Source organism: Malaciobacter mytili LMG 24559 (assembly GCF_003346775.1).
In the GTDB taxonomy this organism is placed as follows: Bacteria; Campylobacterota; Campylobacteria; order Campylobacterales; family Arcobacteraceae; genus Malaciobacter; species Malaciobacter mytili.
On sequence record NZ_CP031220.1, the window covers coordinates 19,371 to 37,843 of the forward strand.

20 protein-coding genes are annotated in these 18,473 nt (G+C 24.1%); all 20 read left to right on the top strand.

Annotation, left to right across the window (positions count from 1 at the left end):
* Positions 1-8: 8 nt before the first annotated feature.
* The 20 genes from AMYT_RS13990 to AMYT_RS14085 all read left to right on the top strand — a co-directional run bounded on the left by AMYT_RS13990 (position 9) and on the right by AMYT_RS14085 (position 18,406).
* Positions 9-302 carry a hypothetical protein gene (locus AMYT_RS13990; protein ID WP_114843232.1) on the top strand — a complete coding sequence of 98 codons (294 nt, stop codon included), beginning with the start codon at positions 9-11 and terminating at the stop codon, positions 300-302.
* A gap of 135 nt (positions 303-437) precedes the next feature.
* On the top strand, positions 438-737 hold the full coding sequence (locus AMYT_RS13995) for a hypothetical protein (protein ID WP_114843233.1): 300 nt from the start codon (positions 438-440) through the stop codon (positions 735-737).
* Positions 738-1,127 (top strand): hypothetical protein, encoded by a 390-nt coding sequence (locus AMYT_RS14000; RefSeq protein ID WP_114843234.1) that lies wholly within the window; start codon positions 738-740, stop codon positions 1,125-1,127. It abuts the gene before it with no gap.
* Between the two features lie 248 nt (positions 1,128-1,375).
* The gene (locus AMYT_RS14005; protein WP_114843235.1) at positions 1,376-1,984 is read left to right on the top strand and encodes a hypothetical protein; all 609 of its coding nucleotides are present in this window, start codon (positions 1,376-1,378) and stop codon (positions 1,982-1,984) included.
* Between the two features lie 22 nt (positions 1,985-2,006).
* On the top strand, positions 2,007-2,375 hold the full coding sequence (locus AMYT_RS14010) for a hypothetical protein (RefSeq protein ID WP_114843236.1): 369 nt from the start codon (positions 2,007-2,009) through the stop codon (positions 2,373-2,375).
* 504 nt (positions 2,376-2,879) lie between these two features.
* Positions 2,880-3,494 carry a hypothetical protein gene (locus tag AMYT_RS14015; protein ID WP_114843237.1) on the top strand — a complete coding sequence of 205 codons (615 nt, stop codon included), beginning with the start codon at positions 2,880-2,882 and terminating at the stop codon, positions 3,492-3,494.
* The gene (locus AMYT_RS14020) at positions 3,487-4,887 is read left to right on the top strand and encodes a DNA cytosine methyltransferase (protein WP_114843238.1); all 1,401 of its coding nucleotides are present in this window, start codon (positions 3,487-3,489) and stop codon (positions 4,885-4,887) included. The genes AMYT_RS14015 and AMYT_RS14020 overlap by 8 nt, the downstream gene beginning before the upstream one ends.
* Positions 4,888-4,899: 12 nt before the next feature.
* Complete coding sequence (locus AMYT_RS14025; RefSeq protein ID WP_114843239.1) at positions 4,900-5,457, top strand: hypothetical protein; 558 nt, start codon at positions 4,900-4,902, stop codon at positions 5,455-5,457.
* A 137-nt stretch (positions 5,458-5,594) separates the two neighbouring features.
* Positions 5,595-7,043 (top strand): hypothetical protein, encoded by a 1,449-nt coding sequence (locus AMYT_RS14030; RefSeq protein ID WP_114843240.1) that lies wholly within the window; start codon positions 5,595-5,597, stop codon positions 7,041-7,043.
* A 9-nt stretch (positions 7,044-7,052) separates the two neighbouring features.
* A complete protein-coding gene (locus tag AMYT_RS14035; RefSeq protein WP_114843241.1) occupies positions 7,053-8,480 on the top strand; it encodes a hypothetical protein in 1,428 nt (475 codons plus the stop codon).
* A gap of 119 nt (positions 8,481-8,599) precedes the next feature.
* Entirely contained in the window at positions 8,600-10,189 is a 1,590-nt protein-coding gene (locus tag AMYT_RS14040; RefSeq protein ID WP_114843242.1) for a class I SAM-dependent methyltransferase, read from the top strand.
* A gap of 17 nt (positions 10,190-10,206) precedes the next feature.
* Positions 10,207-10,641: a hypothetical protein gene (locus AMYT_RS14045; RefSeq protein WP_114843243.1), complete on the top strand. Its 435-nt coding sequence runs from the start codon at positions 10,207-10,209 to the stop codon at positions 10,639-10,641.
* Positions 10,631-11,452 carry a hypothetical protein gene (locus AMYT_RS14050; RefSeq protein WP_114843244.1) on the top strand — a complete coding sequence of 274 codons (822 nt, stop codon included), beginning with the start codon at positions 10,631-10,633 and terminating at the stop codon, positions 11,450-11,452. The genes AMYT_RS14045 and AMYT_RS14050 overlap by 11 nt, the downstream gene beginning before the upstream one ends.
* Before the next feature lie 119 nt (positions 11,453-11,571).
* A complete protein-coding gene (locus AMYT_RS14055) occupies positions 11,572-12,570 on the top strand; it encodes a hypothetical protein (protein WP_114843245.1) in 999 nt (332 codons plus the stop codon).
* A 14-nt stretch (positions 12,571-12,584) separates the two neighbouring features.
* Positions 12,585-13,466: a hypothetical protein gene (locus tag AMYT_RS14060; protein ID WP_114843246.1), complete on the top strand. Its 882-nt coding sequence runs from the start codon at positions 12,585-12,587 to the stop codon at positions 13,464-13,466.
* The gene (locus AMYT_RS14065) at positions 13,456-13,704 is read left to right on the top strand and encodes a hypothetical protein (protein WP_114843247.1); all 249 of its coding nucleotides are present in this window, start codon (positions 13,456-13,458) and stop codon (positions 13,702-13,704) included. The genes AMYT_RS14060 and AMYT_RS14065 overlap by 11 nt, the downstream gene beginning before the upstream one ends.
* 95 nt (positions 13,705-13,799) lie before the next feature.
* Positions 13,800-15,314: a hypothetical protein gene (locus AMYT_RS14070; RefSeq protein ID WP_114843248.1), complete on the top strand. Its 1,515-nt coding sequence runs from the start codon at positions 13,800-13,802 to the stop codon at positions 15,312-15,314.
* A 10-nt stretch (positions 15,315-15,324) separates the two neighbouring features.
* Positions 15,325-15,699, top strand: a complete 375-nt coding sequence (locus AMYT_RS14075) for a hypothetical protein (protein WP_114843249.1) — start codon at positions 15,325-15,327, stop codon at positions 15,697-15,699.
* Positions 15,692-16,072: a YopX family protein gene (locus tag AMYT_RS14080; protein WP_114843250.1), complete on the top strand. Its 381-nt coding sequence runs from the start codon at positions 15,692-15,694 to the stop codon at positions 16,070-16,072. Before AMYT_RS14075 ends, AMYT_RS14080 begins: the two co-directional genes overlap by 8 nt.
* Positions 16,073-16,576: 504 nt before the next feature.
* Positions 16,577-18,406 (top strand): phosphoadenosine phosphosulfate reductase domain-containing protein, encoded by a 1,830-nt coding sequence (locus AMYT_RS14085; RefSeq protein ID WP_114843251.1) that lies wholly within the window; start codon positions 16,577-16,579, stop codon positions 18,404-18,406.
* Positions 18,407-18,473: the final 67 nt, after the last annotated feature.

The following is an 18,473-nucleotide window of genomic DNA, read 5'->3' on the forward strand; positions in this document are numbered from 1 at the left end:
TAAAAAAGATGAATACTGTATATATTGTTTATATTTTACTGACCATTACTTTTCTTTATATAACTCCACTATGGAATATTATTATTGACAAAATAGAAAATAATTCTACTGTTATTAGTATTTTAACAATAGTTGGAGATTCTTTATATATGATTGGTGGGGGAATAGTTGCTTCTGATGCATTTACTAATGGATTAAAATTATGGATTTTAATTAATAATAGTGGTATAATCCTTATCATATTAGGAGCAATAATGAGAGAGTATTTTAAAAAAATAAACTCTTTTAATGATAAAAAGTAAAAAGGGAAATGTATGGAACTACTAATTGCAATAGGTTTATTTGGTGCATTAGTTGGTTATAGCTTATATAAAAGAAAAAAGTACAAATAAGTTGCTTTAAAGTTTAGACTACAAAAATTATAAAGGAAAAAAATAATGATAAAGTTATTAGAAGATGGAGATTGGAAACTAATTTCTAGGGAAAAACTTGAAAATGAATTATATTTAAAAAATAGGGCATTGGTTAAAGATGAGGTATCAAATAAGATAATCAGAATTATTATAGATTATGATAATGACTTACACTATTATATTTATGATAGTTCAATAAAAATCAATTATCAAAAAGATGCAATAAGTGAAAATTGTGAAGATAATTATTTGATTAATGACATGATAGAAGATTTACCTTTAGATTCTCTTGATAGAGTATTTAAAGCTGCTATGGAGTCATAAATGAAAATTTCATCTAATATTAATGAAGTATTTTTTGAGGAAGAAAATAGAGTTATCGTATGTCCTTTAACAAAAGAGATTATTGCAGACAATTCATTAACAGTTTATGAAGGAGATAAAGAGAGCTCTTTAATAGGATATATAGATGGCGAAGTTTATTTAATTTTTAATAGGGAGTTCAAGAGAGAACTACAAGAAAATGGTATCTTTGGTGAACATGAAGAAACGCTAAAGCTTGCAGAAAAGAAATATGTTGTAATAGAGTTCGAAGATGATACATATTGCCCAACATTTTTTTTAGAAGATAAAGAGGGAAAGATTGCAGATTTAATTAAAAAATATGCAACAGTTGATGAATTCATCAAAAAAGAAATGACAGAAAAATCTTAGTTCTTCTATTACAGTAATTAAAACACAACAATAAAGTGAGACTTTTACTTAAAAGGATATGTAATATCTAAAAATAACTATAGAAGAGTTATATAGGTATAATTTTTTACTTTCCAATAGTATATAAATTAAATATTCTAATATTTACTAAAAATGTAAATAAAAAAGTCGCTTATTAAAGCTAACCCACAAGGGAATATTCTTATCCCTTGTGGATAAATATATTCCTTTTAATATAAAGGAAAACAATGATTAGTACATACAAAAACCACAAAAACCTCCTGAAAATATTGTACCCAAAAGGTGAATGTGAAGAAACAAATAAAGCTTGCTATATTGAATACTGGGAAAGGTTTAAGAAACATCAAAAACTAAACTTAGTATTCAATAGCTTAATTGAGGACTATATGACTTTTGAAGGTTACAGTCACATTGAAGAAGTTCCTGTAATTTATTATGAAATACCTAATGTAATTTATGAATTTGCAGCAAATAACTTTAGTGAAGAAAATTTAGAAGAGATTTCTTTTTATACAGGAGAATATGAAGGTATAAAATTTATTCAATATAAGGGTTGGGATTTTATAAACAGTCTATTTATTGAGAGAGTACTAAAAAATATTCGTAGTAAAAATGAAACATCATTTATAGTTCATACTTCACCACTTTTTATTGGCTCTGAGTCTGATTATGCAACTGTTGTTGAAATTGAAACAATTGACTTTTTTAAGATACCTGCATTTGAATGTTTCAAAATTAATGACACATTATGGGGGATTAAAGAGTCTCAAGAAAAAACATTCTCAAAATACAGTTGTGAATACGATATGAGAAGTTACGGTACACATTGGATGTAAAAAATAAATAAAAAGGCAAAAAATGATTAGTTTTATAGATATAGAAGATGGATTAAAGAAAATAAAAGAAATTTATTTTACTAATTCTAAAGAAGTCGAAGATAAATTTGCAGATTATTTAGTGGAAAATATTAATATGTATTTTGATACTAAACAAATGAAAATTGCAACAATAATGCAAGTAATTCAAAAATTTAGAAGTTGGATACATGAGAAAGAAGAATTAGAAACTCTAGAATATAAAGAAACTTTTAATAACTTAAAGAATGAAGAATATAATTTTATTGATGGTTCGCCTGTTCCATATGGTACAAGAATTGGTGTTAAAAGAAAAGATTTTATAAATAATATAAATTATCTAGAATTAGATAATGGAATATTATATGCATAAGTACTGTCCCAAAATGGGACAGTAAATAAGGGAGAGAATTAAAACGATAAGTTTTTCCTTGAAAGAGGTTTTTTTTATATATATAAACAGACTAAAAAACAGACAAAGAACAATAAATATAATACTCAAATCTCAAAAGAAACACTAAGTAACATTTAACAAATAATTAGCTATATTAATAGTATTCATTTTTTGAATTATCTATAATAATAATAGATATAAGTTTGTTGCGAGAGCAATAAGCTGTGCCAAAAAGGCAAATGGAGTAGAGATACATCCAAAAGGGCAAAAGTTTGTAAACTATAAGATAGAAGTCTTGTAGCCCAGGTGAGAAACCAAAAGAAGTTTGCGAAGGTATAGTCTATAATCTAAATAATTAGATTGTAGAGTGTTTCAGAGTAGTTGCTCAAAAGAGCTAACCCGTAAAGGGATACAAAAGATTGTATTCCTTACGGGATACTACTATTTGTATCCTTTTAGTTTTTAACTTATAAAAGGATAAAAATGAGTGCAAATCTTAAAATTAATCAAGATATGTCTTCAAAGAACTATGAAATTGTTGAAATAAATCAACATAGACTTACAGTTTTTGAAATGTTCGAAAATAGGAATTCTGCCAATACATATATTGAAAACTTAAATAGTAAATCATCAATACAAAAATTAATTAAAGAAAAAAAATATAATCTTTGGATTGGTGGTATATGTTTAGATTGTAAAAATCTAAGTTTTCGTGAAATGTATAAGCTCTCAAAACAATATGAACAAGATGATTATGATGTACTAATTTTAAATGATAATAATCATCTAATCAATAAAGAAGTGATTACTTTAAATTTAACAAATTTAGAAGTTTATCTATATGTAAACTTTTATGTACAGAAGAAATCTAAATTAAAAGATTTAAAACCTATTATAAAAGATGGTATTGTTACAGCAAAATTTAATTTAATCAATAATCAAATTTTCTATAATATAGAGAATACAAAGAATTTTAGAACAGAATTGAAAGCTTTAAAAATAGGTAGCGTCAAATTTGATTTAACATTAAATAAATTGAAAGAAGATGATTTAGCTATATTAAGAAGCATGATTATAAAAGGAGAATTACATGTGTAATATTCCTAATATAATTACAAAACAGTTAAAATTACAACCTTCGCAAAATGGCAAAAAATTAGTTATTTCAACAAATTGGTTACCTTTATTTGGCTTCGAGTATGGAGTTAAAATTGTTGAAGAATTAATAGGTCCTGGTAAAGGTTTATTAATAAGACTTGCAAATGAAAATGATAGTAAAATTAAAAAAGTTTATCAAAGAGAGTATAAAACAAGGAAAAATAATCCTTTAGAAACTTTACTTGATATAAGAAGTCAAAAGTTAATAAATCAAGCCTTCCCTGAAGAAACAAAAAATGTCCATATTACTTTTAAAAAAGGATTAATTGAAATTAAACCTATTGCAAATAAAGTATATGGTGTTATTCAAAAGTTTAAGAAATTAAAAAATCCTCTAACTGCTACTCTTGCTTGTAGTTCTGGTATTGATGGTTTTTCACTACAAGAGAATAAATTTCAAATAGATACATTAATTGAGTATAGACCTCATGAAAAAAGAGATAAAAAAGATTTAAGTGAAACTGGAGCATTAAATGCTTTAGACAATTTAAATATAAATACTTTAATAAATGAAGATATTATGACTTTAGACCTTGATAGAATAGAAAAATTAACAAATATTAGTAAAAACACACTTTATCATGTATCGTTACAATGTGATGATTTTTCGAATGTTAAAGCTTCTTCTTTAAAAAATAAATCATTAGATGAAGGAAGTTCAACATTAGATATGGTATTTGATGCATTAACTTTTGCTAATAAATTTTTACCTCCAACAATATTAATAGAAAATGTAAAAGGATTTAAGAATTCAGATGCAGGAAAAATTCTTGTGTCAAGATTAAAAAGATTAGGTTATGAAATAAAACATGAAATATTTGATAGTAGAGATTTTGGTGGACTTACATCAAGAGTTAGATACTATTTAATAGCTACATTGTTGCCATTTGATTATAATTTGCCAAAAGTAACTTTTAGAAATACTAATGAAATTTGGGATACATATATTGAACCTTATATTGTATCAGGTGAAGCAAGAGAAGTAACATTTAGTAAATCTTTACAGGATGGATTAAAGACAAATAGAATTAGACTTATTAAAAGAGATTCTTTATATAGTCCTACTTTTCTAAAATCACAAGATAGAATGGCTAAAGATTCAGTGGTTATACAAGATGAGAAAAGAGAAAATAAACTTTTTTTTCCTTCAAATGAAATGATGGCTAGATTAATGTCTATACCAAATGAATTTACTTTTAAAACTTGTAGCAAAACTATAGAGTCAGAAATAATAGGGCAATCAATTGATTATTTACTTCATAATGTTCTCATAAAATCAATTAAAGATTATTTACTTTTTGCACATGCAAAATTAAATAATAGATTATTTTAAAGAAGGGTTAAAATGGAAAAAGAAACAAATATAACATTACAAGTGGATGTTATTCAAAATAATGGAATAAGTATTAAAGTAGATTGGTCCAAAAAGAATTTAAGTACAAATTCACTATTGAGAATGGAAAATGCTTTTATTGATGAAAATAATCAAATAAAGTTAGATTCCTCTTTAATAAGAATATTAGAAGAATTTTACTTTATCGAACCAAACTGTATTTTAGATTGTTTACTTAATAGTAAATCATATAATATAAAACCTATTGATGGATGGAATGAAAAGTGTAAAAATTTTAGTAATTGGAATTATCGTATATTCTTAGCAAATACAAGAAATAATTTACTATTAAAATTAAAAAATCCAAATTCTATGAAAAATCTTTCAGATTTAATAGACTTTATGGATAATAAATATAATTTTAAAGATTGGATTATCCATCATAGAGTAGAGTTTAATGATTATGTGATTTTAAATGAAAAAGATGATATTTACAATGGTAGAGGATATTCAAAAAAAGAAGCCATAAAAAATATTATTCCAAATTCAAGAATAGTAAAAGTTCTGTGAATTAATGAAAAAATAGAACTAAGAAAAATTAAGTAACTTGTTGCAAAAAAATGCTAACCCACTAGGGATAAAAACTATCCCTATTAAAGGGAAGTGTTTATCCTTTAATTAATGAAAAATTATTATAAAGGTAAAAAATGCAATTAAATAAAGAATTAAAAAAATATTATCAACCAAATGTTGAAGACTTTTCAGAATTAGGTTATGAAACTTGTAATATATGGCTTTCTAAAAAAGTTTTACGTAATGAGTTAAATAACAATGGTTATAATAATATTGAAATAAAAGAATTTGAATCTGAAAAAATAGATTTTAATCCGATAATCATTGATACAGATGATTATGAATTCTCAAAAGAAGATGGAATCTTTTATATTAAAAGAGTTTCATTGCTTAAAAATATTATAACTGAAAATGCTCAATTAATAATATCAAATCCATTAACATTATTAGAATTCTTATTTGGTAAAGAGAATGTTTCTTTTGATAATAAAGTTAATAAAGGGAAAATCTTTGATAAAGATATGCTAATTGTTAAACATAGTTATATTATTAAATATGAAGAAAATGAGTTTATTCTTGAAATTATAAATTATAAGTCAATTGAATTGTATATGAGAGAAGATTTAAAAAAATTGCTATATGTAGATATTAAACCAAACTTTCATAAATTCATTTTTCCAGATAATAAAAAAGAGTATATAGTGAATATTTGTCAAGATTTATACGAAAAATACTTTAATCAAGTACATGCAGCAATTGCATATTCAGAAGGGAAAAATAAGGATTTTATTCAATTTACAAATGATAATACTTATGGACTTTGCTTAGAAGGTTATAAGCTTGAATTTTGTTGGAATGAATGCATTGAAAAGTTAATAGAAATAGATAATAAAAGATATAAAGTATTTGGACAAATTAATGAAGAAGATATTTTTTATTATTATGTAGATTGTAAATTTATAAAAAATATTTTTTTTAACAAACTTGCATCAATTGGTATTTTAATTACAAAAGAGAGTAAAACTAGTTTTGTAATTGATACAAAAGAAATAAAAAGAGATTCAGCTTGGAGAGAAACAGGTATAAATAATTCTTTAGTTAAAAAAATTGGCAACAGTCTATTTATTAAAGAAAATAATACATCTGTGGAAAACAAGTTGATTTACTTACCTAAAAATTCAGAAATGGAGTTTTTAAATAAATTAAATGAAATGTATGATCTTAATTTAGAGGTAACTGATTTTGAGAATGATGTAAAAACTTTTGAGAAAAAAATATTATTAAACTTAAAAGAGGGTAATGATGATGAATATGGTGTAAGTTACATAATATCAAATCTTATTACAGATAAAACTTTAAAAAGAATAATAGAGATTACTGACAAAATCTATAATTATGAACAATATCATAATATTTCATTAGATGATTATGAAAATGATATATTTGAATTTTTTCAAGTTCAACTTAAAGAAATTATAGATGAACCAATTAATACAAGTTCTTGGTATGAAATTTTTGAAAAAGTACTTAAATACTTTAAGATCAAATTTTATAATGTAGAACAAAAAACATTAATTATATAAGGATATAAAATGTCTGTTTACTATATTGATAATCAAGCAGCAATACAAACTAAAGACAATAAGATAATAATCTTTAATAAAGGTGGAGATAATAATCTTATAAGTTGTGAAACAAATAAAAGATATTCAAAATGGAGCATTGAAGCAATAATAAATTATGAAAAATTTGATGATTATGTGGAATATATTATTCTAAATGAGTATCAAGGGGGTTGCACTCAATATGAAGCTTATAAAAATACTTGTTTTGAGCACCCACTAGAATTAGATTATAAAATCTATAAAAGATATGAAAAAATATTTCAAAAAAGAATGTTTAGTGATTTTGAATTAAATGCTCTTAATGAACATAATATCAATGATTTCATTAAGAATGTACATAATTTATTTTTGGATAATAAATACAAATTATCTGAATATGGTTATGATACATTAGGTATTAAACCAAAATGTCCTACAAGGGATATGACTGAAGAGCAAGCTGCTATAGATAGGATTAAATCATATAAAACAAACTTAGAGTATTCAAATCTAAAATATAATGAATTTCTTAAAAAATATCATAACTTCTCAAAAGAAGAATTAATAAATGATGTCTTTTTTTGCAGTCAACATGCTATATATAAGAAACAATATAATCATTCAATTGATATTTTAGCTAGTATTGCTTGCCAAAAATCTTATTTTGAATTTGATTATGCTTGTTTTAATTTGATACTAAGTAATGATTTTAATCTATATAAATTGTTAACTAGTTATGCTGTAAAAGATTTAATAAAATATTTTGCACCCCATTTTGAAACTATTATAATTTATGATAGTTTCAAAGAAAGACTTGACAATTTAATAAATAATGAAACTTGTGAATATAATAAAAAAACAATGCTTGAAAATAAAGAATTAATATTAACTAGTGACTATAGAACACTAGTAAAAGAAACAAAACAATTATTGGAAGAAGAACGGAAAATGGCTAAAACTAATTTCATTAACTCATTCAATTCAATTGTTAAAAAATGCTGGTATAAGCAAACAAATACATTGATTCCTAATCTTATAAAAGAAATGAATAAACTATTATCTTTTGAAACTTTTACTATAGAAGATTGTTTAAGAGAAAATGTAAAAGTAGATGAAAATATATTTCTTTTATTTAAGGATTTAGAAGAAATTACAAAACACCATAAAAATCAATTAACAAAAAATAAAAAAGCTATTGTAGAAGTTGCAAATTATATAGTTGAAAAATTTCATCAACATATAGATGAAAAAATAATTAATAATATTTGTAATCACTTCAATATAAAAAAACCTATAGTTGAGAAAAAAGAAGAACAAATGAGCCTTTCACAAATAACTGAAGTTGCTTTTGATAATAAGTTAGATTTGTATGATGACAGTGTTTTAGAAAATTTCAGAAAAGGGTGTTTATTTTAATTAAAGATATACAGATTAATTAAATTGTATTTTGCCGATGAGGTATTTATTTACCTCATAGGTAATAAGTACTTCATTTTGGCTAATTTTAATATTAGTATTATAAGGGAGTACTTATTATGAATTTAAAAGAAATACTACAAAATAGTATTATTATAGATGAAGAATTATTTGAAGTATCAATAAAAATTGAACTTAAAAGAGAATATTATCTAACACTTAAAGCATATTTAAAATTGATAGGTGGAAAATATAATTCTAGTGGAAAGAAATTTTGTTTTTTAACTAATCCAAAACCATTTATTAATAATTATATTGAAACTGAGATAATGCCTAAAAAAAACCCTACTGCATTTTTCCCAACACCAAAAAACTTAGTTGATGATATGTTTAGAATTGCAAATTTTGATTATTTTGATGATGAATTTCAAAAAAATCTAAAAATACTTGAACCAAGTGCTGGAGTAGGGGGAATAAGTGATAGTATTAGAAAAATTACACCATATTCAACACTTGATATAGTTGAAATTTTAGATATAAATCAAGAGGTATTAAAGAAAAAGGGTTATGATCCAATTTGTATGGATTTTATGGAATATAATAAAGATTATATTATCAAATATGATTATATATTTATGAATCCTCCTTATCAAGGTACAACATATATAAAACATATTAAACATGCTTTCAAAATGTTAAAAGATAATGGAACTTTATGTGCAATTATTCCATCAAGTTTTATTTCAAACAAAGATAAACTTTCAAATTGGATGTATGAAAAAGCTACTCAATTAGGAAATATTTATCATAATCAAGAAGGTTCATTTAAAGAGCAAGGCACAAATGTAGAAACTTGCATAGTACATTTAGATAAATCTACTATTAAATGGAAATTAAATGAGTATCAAGAGTGTAAAAACTTTTTTACATGGCAAGTATGGATATCACTATATACAAATAGCAATTTTTACAGTTACTTAGAAAAACTAAAGTATAGTGATGATATTAAAGAACATATCAAAACGAAAATACTTAAAGAACTAGATAACTACAAAAAAGAATATAGCTATTTTTCATATGAATTTATTGATGATTATGTTGAAAAAATGTTTGAATATTGGTGTTATATAAATGATAGAGAAGAACTACTTAAAGATAATACAGAAGTAGTAAAAGATATTTCCGTAATATCTGAACTTGATAGAAATAAGCAAATGTTTAAGCAAATGGCTAAGTGTATATATGAGGCAATAGAAGATAATACTTTCAATGGTAAAAAAATTACTTATAAAACAAGTAGTAAGAAATACAATACAAGTACTTCATATTTTGGTTCTCAATCTTGTTTCGAAGCTGATGAAGCTTATAATAATAATGAATATAATGGTTATATGATTTCAGCAAAAAGAAAAAATAATATGAGTGATTTTGTTGGAATTGAAATAACCCAAAGAATGTATACACAAAATGCACCTTTTGAATTAGTAAAAAATTCAGAAGTTCTTATAACAAAAGAAACATTAGATGAGATTCTATTTAGTGCAAATAATGATGTTATTAAACTTGCTAACTTACTTAAAGATTATTATGACAATAATAATAAGCTAAACAAATATTTAAAAATAAATGAAAATAATAATGCATTAGATATTAAAAGTATATATAACATTGAACAATTAAATACTTTTGCATCTGGCTTACTATTTTAAAATGAAAAGGGAAAATTATGTTATTAGTAGAGGTATTAAAAGAAAACATAGAAAATAGATATCTAAATGAAGAATATCTAGATATAAATATTATTGAAGAGTATGTTGATTCAATGAATAGTGAATTTCAATATTTATTATTAAAACTACAATTTAATAGTATTAAAAATTACTTAACAAAAGAGTTAGAAGAAAAAGTAAATGAATTAGTTAAATTAATTAATTATGACGAATTTTTTTGTTTTGAAGATGCTGAAGAAATGGCATTGGTTTTAAGAACAGGTGTAAAACTATTAGATGAAGAGGGGAAAATTTATAGATATGAATTTGGTCTTTTAAATCCATATAGAGTAACTTATGACAATATAGATATTCCAATTGATGATGATTGGTATAAATGTGATGGTGAAACACCTTTTAAAATTATTATAGGAGAACAAAATGAATTTTAAAAATGAAATTGATTCATTAAAAGAATTAAAAGAAAGTTTTATAGCAAATTGGCAAAAAATGCTAGATGAGGGTTATGAGTTAGGTCTGGTAATAGAACAAAATTTATATAAAGATAAATTGTTAACAATTTTATATGATACATTAAATATTAGAGAAGAATTAATAGAAAATCATAGTGATATTTTTATTGATGGCTTACCTAAAATTGAAAATGAACTTGATTTTAGTGATACACTTGATAAAATTGAGAAGCAATTTGATACTCTAATTGAAGAAATAAGTAATGCACACAAAATTAACTTAAAATTTGTTGCAATAAATATCTTTAATAAATTCCAATATTCTCTTATCTTAGAAAGAAATGAAAAAAAACCTGCAACTGAACAAACATATGCAATTGAATTTTTGAGAGTTCCAAAATATGGAAAAAACTTTGAAAATATCCCAAGTTGCATTGAAGGTGCTAGAGATAGAAATAATATTTATTGGAGTGATTTCACTTTTATTGATACTAATGGAAATGAGTACCAAACATTTGAACATATAAACATTCATAAGATGGAAGATTATAATAAAGTTATGGAGATTAAAAGGTCAACAAAACTTAAAGATTCAAATGATGTTTTGCTTGCTGCTTGTGTAGTTACATTATGGGAAGAACATAGAAATACTAAATCAAAATATTTATATTTCTTCTCAAAATTATACACTCCTAATGATATCAATACATTAAGAAAAAATTTCTTTAATAAAGTTAATGAAGAAAAAATAAATAAAAATATCTCATTAATTGAGACTATTTGGAAATAATTTTGTAAGTTGCCTTTGAGGGTAAATAATTTACCCTCTAGGGTATATTTACTCTCTGGTTAATAAATTAAAAGCATTAATGCTTAATATAACGAATAATTAGAAAGAGAGAAAATAAAATGGAAAATTACAAAGTAGGGCAAAAAGTTAGAATTGTTACACTTGATGAGGTAGATGGAGTTTCAAGTTCAGATATAATTCTTAAACATTTAGGAGAAGTAGTAACAATAAAAACAGTTACAGATGATTGTGGTTTAACTATATATACTGTTGAAGAAATAGATGGAGTTGATTTTATTGATGTTGATTTTTCAGGGCATTATCATAATTTACAGAAATGGCAAGAGGAAACTATTTGTCCTTGTTGTGGCTCTAAAAATTTTTCAAATTATGAAGATTATCAATCTGAAGAAATATTTAGAATATATACTTGTGATGATTGCGATGAAAGCTGGACTGAAAGATATAATCTAACAAAGATTTCTTCATTTGGAAATGAACTTGAAATACCTTCAGAAAAGGAAAACAGACTTGAAAAAGAAAATCAAGTTTTAAGAAGCACAATTAATAAATTGAGGATAGAACCTAAATTTTGTATTATAGATGAAAATGATGTTATAGTAAATTGTAATATTAAAGATTATCCAATTGGTAATGTTGAATATAAAAAATTAGATTTTGTTAATGAAGATCCAAGAGTAGATTATCCATATGGGATTGAGTTTAATAAATATAATTACAATGGAGAATTACTTGAAAATATTGATATAGTTTGGTTTTCTACTGAAGCAGAAAGACTAAATCATATTCTTAAAGAAGATTTGATTAGTTATTGCAAAGATATAAATCAAGATGATTTAAAACATAATTTAAGATTATATGAAGAAGATTCATTATTTATAATTGAAAATGAAATAGGTGAAATATCTATAACATTAAAATATAAATTATGGCAAGCAATTCAAGTTTCTGATTTTATATATTATATAAGATTTGAAAAACTTGATAGTGGAGAAATACTATTTCACAAAAGAATTTTCTTAAATGAAAAAGATAATTTTATTACTACAAGAACTCTAAGTAATAACGAACTATTTGTGCCAATAGCACAATTATAATTAGGAGTTTAATTATGAGTAATAATATAGATATTAGTAGTAACATAATTAATGAAATAAATAATGTTTTAACTAAAAATCATTTAAAAAATGTTTTTTTAAGAAAAAGTAGTTGTTTTGGAATAAAAGGTACTTCAAAATATGATGATAAAGATTTGATAAGGTCTTTGAAAAATTTTGTTTTAGAAGCACCTTATAATAAGTCTTTATATGAAGACTTTGTAGATATTGGACTATTACCTAAATTTTTTATTGGTGATTTAGTTCATTGGTATAAAGAATACCCTCCAAAAGATAATTTTGAAGTAAATTCTAACAGAGTAGATGTAATTGAGAATATTGGAACTCATTTATTGGGTGGTTTCAGCTATTTTACAAGAGAATACAATATCTCATCTAATATAGAACCACGAATTGGAAAAGCTTCAGAATCTTACATTGTAAAATGCGGAATAGATAAAAATATAAAATTTGAGATTCTTGGAAAAAATAAAGATACTTTATCTCAAATAGATGCTACAAGATACAATGAACTTGCAAAACAAGAATTAAAGGAATTAATAATTCCAAAAAACCATAAGATAACACAAACTCAAACAAATTGGTTTTGTGGTTATTCATTAGGAAATTTATCTACCTATATTACTTATGATAGGAGTGTCACAGAAAGGTGTAGTTTTGAATTATCTGTAGAAATTAGATTCCATATTAGAGATTTAGCTAATGATAATTTTAATGCAACTTTGTGGCTTGATTGTAAAAAAGAGAATAAAAAAATAGATTTATTAGAAAATAATAAAGATAGATTTGTTTATGCGTCAAATTTTGATGAAATGTTCTCAAAAATAATCAGTGTATTAAACCCTTTAATTGAAAAGGAATGTAATGCAAATTAGTAGTTTAAATTGTAGAAAAGCAAATAAAGAAGAAGAAAAAAATATTTTAAAAGCTTTGTGTACTAAAGTAAATGAATATTTTTTTAATGGTAAAAAATTTGGCTCAATTTATGAAGTTTATAAATATTGTAAAAAAAACAAAATATGTAATGGAACTATAAAACATAAGTATGGTAATTGGGGTACTGTTAAAAGTTTAATATTAATGAAAGAAAAAGAAGTAATTAAATATTTCTAGTTGCTCTTAGAGCTGCTTAAATCCCAATTGGGAGTTTAGGAAATTTCTAACTCCCAATTATGGGAGTTATTTTCCTTATATAAAAAGGAATTTACATGCAAACTTATTTTAATTTTGATGAAATAAAAGAATTTTCTAAGATACTTAGTTCAAATTTAATAGAAAGAAAAAAAAGCTTAGAAGAAGGAAGAGATTTCCATACAGTTAATGGAAAAATTGTAAGGAGAAAAAATAAAACTTATGAAACTTACTCATATGATAGCTATGCTAAAGATAATGCAAAACTAAATATCAGTTATGCTTTAAACTATTTAGGGTGGACTATATATGGTTTTAAAGAGGATAGAAGTGATTCAATGACTGATTACTTTGATTTTGAAAGTTGGAAAGGGATAGCAGTTAAAAATGGTTATATCCTTGTAATTGAAAATTCAAGTGGGGGTATTATTTCAGGCAATTGTGTAATGAGTAGTTATTCAGAAGATGCAATGTATCAAGTTAATAAACTAACTAAAAAAATAGAAAAACTTGAAAATTTAGCAAATAATGTTGCAGCAAGTATTGGAGAAGTAAAAAACTCTTGTGCATTAATCGAAAAGTATAAACAAGATATTATTAAATTTCAAAATGAATATTATCTTTGTTATGATAATAAATCTAACCCATATCCAAAGGATTTACCTCCTGTAGAATATCAAAAAAATCCAAAAGGAAGTAATTGGCATATCGAAAAGAATGGAAGAATAATTGCAAAAGGTAATGGTTATATAAAATTTGCAAATGTAAAAGGCTTCTCATACAGAAGTAGAAATATATGTAATTTATTTTTCAAGAAAAAAAGTAGTAATAATATTGAGATCATCGAAAAACATACCACAAAATCTTGGAAAATTGCATATAACAATATACTTAAAAAACAAGATGGTCAAGAGGGGCTTCTAGATGATTTTATGAAGTTCTTAAATAAATTAAATGACATTGTAAAATTAAAAATAGGAGATAGTGAAGAAGAAACTTTAACAAAAAAAATAAAAACTATTCAAGAAGTGTATTTTACTGCGGAAAAAACAAACGAAAAAACTGAATATATTAAAGTTTCTAAGAAGTATTCAAGTGTTTCAGGACTTATTGCAGGTAGAGTTTATAAAATTATCGGAGATAATGAAGTAGTAAAGGTTACAAAAAGTTTTGTGAAAATAGATGATAAGTACATAACTACATTTAAAAAAGAACCAAATAAATCTACAAAAAGTCAAATAGCTTTTAATCTAAAAGAAAAAATCAATGATGGGAAACTAATATATATCAAATTAGTTGAGAATATACATACTTTTGAAAAAGAAGATTATGTTAAGCAAAAACCATCTAAAAGAAAAGCAAAAACTTCTTCAAAAAATTATGATTTCGAAAAAATGTTTATTTCAGGTGAAGTTATTGAAGTAAATAATGAAAAAACAAATAAGAAATATAAAGTAATAAAACTTAATGAAAAGCTAGAATTAACTACTTTTAAAAAGCTTTGTGATTATTTAAAAGATAATCAATTAGGTTTTTATGTAAAAGGTAAAGGAGTTTATTTAAACTCTTTAAATAATGAAAATGTAGCATAAGGATAATAAAATGGCAACTACAATAGTAACAAAAAAAATCAATAATGTATTAATATCTTTTGAAGATGAAATTGTATCAAAACACTTTGAACCAATTGTAATGGAAATAGTTGATGCGTTTAATAAGAGATTAGAAATTACATTGGATTGTTTATGGATAGATGTTGGTAAAAACATTTATAATATTCATATTGAAATTAATTCAAGAAAAGATAATGTTGATTTTGAAGATATTTATTTAGATATTTCACAAGATAAAACAAATCTTATAGGTTGTGCAATTTCAAAAGGGATAGATTTAAAGAAAAATTTTAATACAGAAATAGTTACAAAAATGATTAATGCAATAAACTCTGTAAATAAAGAAAGAGGTTCAAATGTTTGAAAATTTACCTAAATTTAAAACTATTCTAAAAAGAGAAAAGTGCTTGAGAAAAGTAAAAGCAATTGATTATATGAATTTAAAAGTTTGTGTAGAAATTTCTTCTTGTTTTGAATGGCATATTCCAAAATATATCTTTGAGTCAACATACTATAAAGATAAAGAAGAAAATGAAATATATGAAGGAGATATAATTGATTGGGGAAAACATTCAAGAGGAATAGTTATGAAAGAAAAAGGACAATGGGTTATATCAAATAGTAATGGTTTTTTTCCTTTACATGGATATTGTAATGATGGAAAAATTGTAGGAAATAAAATATTAAATAAAGATATGTTAAAACATCCAAATTTAATATATTTTAAAATTGCGTAGAATTTACTGTCCCAAAATGGGACAGTAAATAAGAGAGAGAATTAAAACGATAAGTTTTTCCTTGAAAGAGGTTTTTTTTATATATATAAACAGACTAAAAAACAGACAAAGAACAATAATTATAATACTCAAATCTCAAAAGAAACACTAAGTAATATTTAACAAACAATTAGCTATATTAATAGTATTCATTTTTTGAATTATCTATAATAATAGATATAAGTTTGTTGCGAGAGCAATAAGCTGTGCCAAAAAGGCAAATGGAGTAGAGATACATCCAAAAGGGCAAAAGTTTGTAAACTATAAGATAGAAGTCTTGTAGCCCAGGTGAGAAACCAAAAGAAGTTTGCGAAGGTATAGTCTATAATCTAAATAATTAGATTGTAGAGTGTTTCAGAGTAGTTGCTCAAAAGAGCTAACCCGTAAAGGGATACAAAAGATTGTATTCCTTACGGGATACTACTATTTGTATCCTTTTAGTTTTTAACTTATAAAAGGATAAAAATGAGTGCAAATCCTAATAAAAAATTCAATACAGTACTTGTACAAACTATTAAAAATGATATAGAAAATTTCTTAGAAAATATATCAAGTTTTAATATAATAGGCTTTAATGCACCAATTATCTTAAAACATATAGATACTTATGCTCAATTGATATACTTGTATAATTATGATGATAGACCTTTCTCCGTTGCTTATAGTGGCGGTAAAGATTCTACTGTTACATTGGATGTTGTTTTTAAATCACTTCTTTTACATAAATTTATTTATAAAAAGATTAATCAAAAAAAAACTTATATTGTTTTTTCAGATACATTATTAGAAATGGATCCAATAATAATAGGTATATTAAATTCAATTGAAGAATTGAAGGAATTTTCAAAAAAATACGATTTGAATGTAGAAGTCTTAAAAGTTGCTCCTATTATAAAAAATACATTTTTTTCATTGTTGATTGGGAAAGGCTATTTGGCCCCAAGAAAAGATAATCGCTGGTGTACAGACCGCATGAAAATTTTGCCTCAAAAAAAAGCAATATTATCAATACTAAAAAATAATAAAAATGGTTTTATTGCAATCACAGGACAAAGGCAAGATGAATCAATTGATAGAAAAAAAAGAATGGAACAACTTACAATAGATGGCTCATTTAAAGAACATGAATTCAAAAATTGTAATTTATATGCACCAATAGAATATTGGAATTCTAATGATGTTTGGAATCATATATATAATCATAGATTAGATTGGGTAAATGCAAATGAATTAGGTAGAATTTATGCTGAAGCTGCAAATGATGGGGATGAATGTAAAAGTCTTTTAGAAGGTTTTGAAACTGGTTTAACTCCTGGTTGTGGTAAGTCTGCAAGATATGGTTGTTGGGTGTGTTTATTATTTGAAAAAGATAAAACACTTAATAATTTAACACATCATTATGACTATTTAAAATATATGGAAGACTTTCGTAATTGGTTAGCACAATTTAGATATGCTGAATGGAATGATAACAGAGATATTTTTATTCATGGGAAACATAGGATGAAAAAATATGATATGAATAATCATAGAAAAGGTATGCAAATTCCAGGTGGATATAATCTTAATTTTAGAAAACAAGTATTAATAAGATTGTTAGAAACTGAAGAAAAAGTAATATCTGAAAGAAAAATTCCATTAATAACTGATGAAGAATTAGCTTATATCCAAGAAATTTGGATTGAAGATGGTGATTTAGAATTATCAGTTTTAAAAATTGCAAAAAATAGAAAATTTAAACACTTAATTAATCCAATGTATTTTAAAGTTCTTAAATCTGTTGAACAGATGAAAGACTATTCTAAACCTCATCCATACCATATAGTAAATTATACTTGGAAATGGATTTACGATTTAGATAATAAACTTGCATTTGATACCTCAAAATTTTGTGAAAGATATTTTTGTCAAATGGCAATTCAATTAGAAAGAAACAATTTTGATTCTTTCAATATAATGAAAACATTAATTGATAATAACTATAAATTTTCAAGATATTTAGCAATAAAGTTAATTAAAAAGTTGCCACTAGAGACAAAAATGCATTTTGTTGATAAAGCTAAGGAAAACTACATTAGAGAAGAATGGAAAGAAGATAAAATAGGTTTTCTAACTTTTCTAGGTATGTTTTATCAAGGAGAAATCAAAATACCAAAAGAGAAAAATCTTTTCGGCTTTAATAGTGAATACTATGAACATTTTGAAGCATTAAAGGAGTTTAAAAAGAAAGAAGACATTATTCTTTGTGAAAAAATATCGCTAAAAGACAAAATGAGATATTTTGATAATTGGTAAAAAAAGTTAAAAAATTGTTGCTCATAGAGTTAACCCATAAGGGGAAATATATTTTTCCTCTTATAGA

Excerpts from the sequence above, each read along its gene's own strand:
- AMYT_RS13990 (WP_114843232.1), top strand. The coding sequence starts at position 9 with ATGAATACTGTATATATTGTTTATATTTTACTGACCATTACTTTTCTT.
- AMYT_RS13995 (WP_114843233.1), top strand. The coding sequence starts at position 438 with ATGATAAAGTTATTAGAAGATGGAGATTGGAAACTAATTTCTAGGGAA.
- AMYT_RS14000 (WP_114843234.1), top strand. The coding sequence starts at position 738 with ATGAAAATTTCATCTAATATTAATGAAGTATTTTTTGAGGAAGAAAAT.
- AMYT_RS14005 (WP_114843235.1), top strand. The coding sequence starts at position 1,376 with ATGATTAGTACATACAAAAACCACAAAAACCTCCTGAAAATATTGTAC.
- AMYT_RS14010 (WP_114843236.1), top strand. The coding sequence starts at position 2,007 with ATGATTAGTTTTATAGATATAGAAGATGGATTAAAGAAAATAAAAGAA.
- AMYT_RS14015 (WP_114843237.1), top strand. The coding sequence starts at position 2,880 with ATGAGTGCAAATCTTAAAATTAATCAAGATATGTCTTCAAAGAACTAT.
- AMYT_RS14020 (WP_114843238.1), top strand. The coding sequence starts at position 3,487 with ATGTGTAATATTCCTAATATAATTACAAAACAGTTAAAATTACAACCT.
- AMYT_RS14025 (WP_114843239.1), top strand. The coding sequence starts at position 4,900 with ATGGAAAAAGAAACAAATATAACATTACAAGTGGATGTTATTCAAAAT.
- AMYT_RS14030 (WP_114843240.1), top strand. The coding sequence starts at position 5,595 with ATGCAATTAAATAAAGAATTAAAAAAATATTATCAACCAAATGTTGAA.
- AMYT_RS14035 (WP_114843241.1), top strand. The coding sequence starts at position 7,053 with ATGTCTGTTTACTATATTGATAATCAAGCAGCAATACAAACTAAAGAC.
- AMYT_RS14040 (WP_114843242.1), top strand. The coding sequence starts at position 8,600 with ATGAATTTAAAAGAAATACTACAAAATAGTATTATTATAGATGAAGAA.
- AMYT_RS14045 (WP_114843243.1), top strand. The coding sequence starts at position 10,207 with ATGTTATTAGTAGAGGTATTAAAAGAAAACATAGAAAATAGATATCTA.
- AMYT_RS14050 (WP_114843244.1), top strand. The coding sequence starts at position 10,631 with ATGAATTTTAAAAATGAAATTGATTCATTAAAAGAATTAAAAGAAAGT.
- AMYT_RS14055 (WP_114843245.1), top strand. The coding sequence starts at position 11,572 with ATGGAAAATTACAAAGTAGGGCAAAAAGTTAGAATTGTTACACTTGAT.
- AMYT_RS14060 (WP_114843246.1), top strand. The coding sequence starts at position 12,585 with ATGAGTAATAATATAGATATTAGTAGTAACATAATTAATGAAATAAAT.
- AMYT_RS14065 (WP_114843247.1), top strand. The coding sequence starts at position 13,456 with ATGCAAATTAGTAGTTTAAATTGTAGAAAAGCAAATAAAGAAGAAGAA.
- AMYT_RS14070 (WP_114843248.1), top strand. The coding sequence starts at position 13,800 with ATGCAAACTTATTTTAATTTTGATGAAATAAAAGAATTTTCTAAGATA.
- AMYT_RS14075 (WP_114843249.1), top strand. The coding sequence starts at position 15,325 with ATGGCAACTACAATAGTAACAAAAAAAATCAATAATGTATTAATATCT.
- AMYT_RS14080 (WP_114843250.1), top strand. The coding sequence starts at position 15,692 with ATGTTTGAAAATTTACCTAAATTTAAAACTATTCTAAAAAGAGAAAAG.
- AMYT_RS14085 (WP_114843251.1), top strand. The coding sequence starts at position 16,577 with ATGAGTGCAAATCCTAATAAAAAATTCAATACAGTACTTGTACAAACT.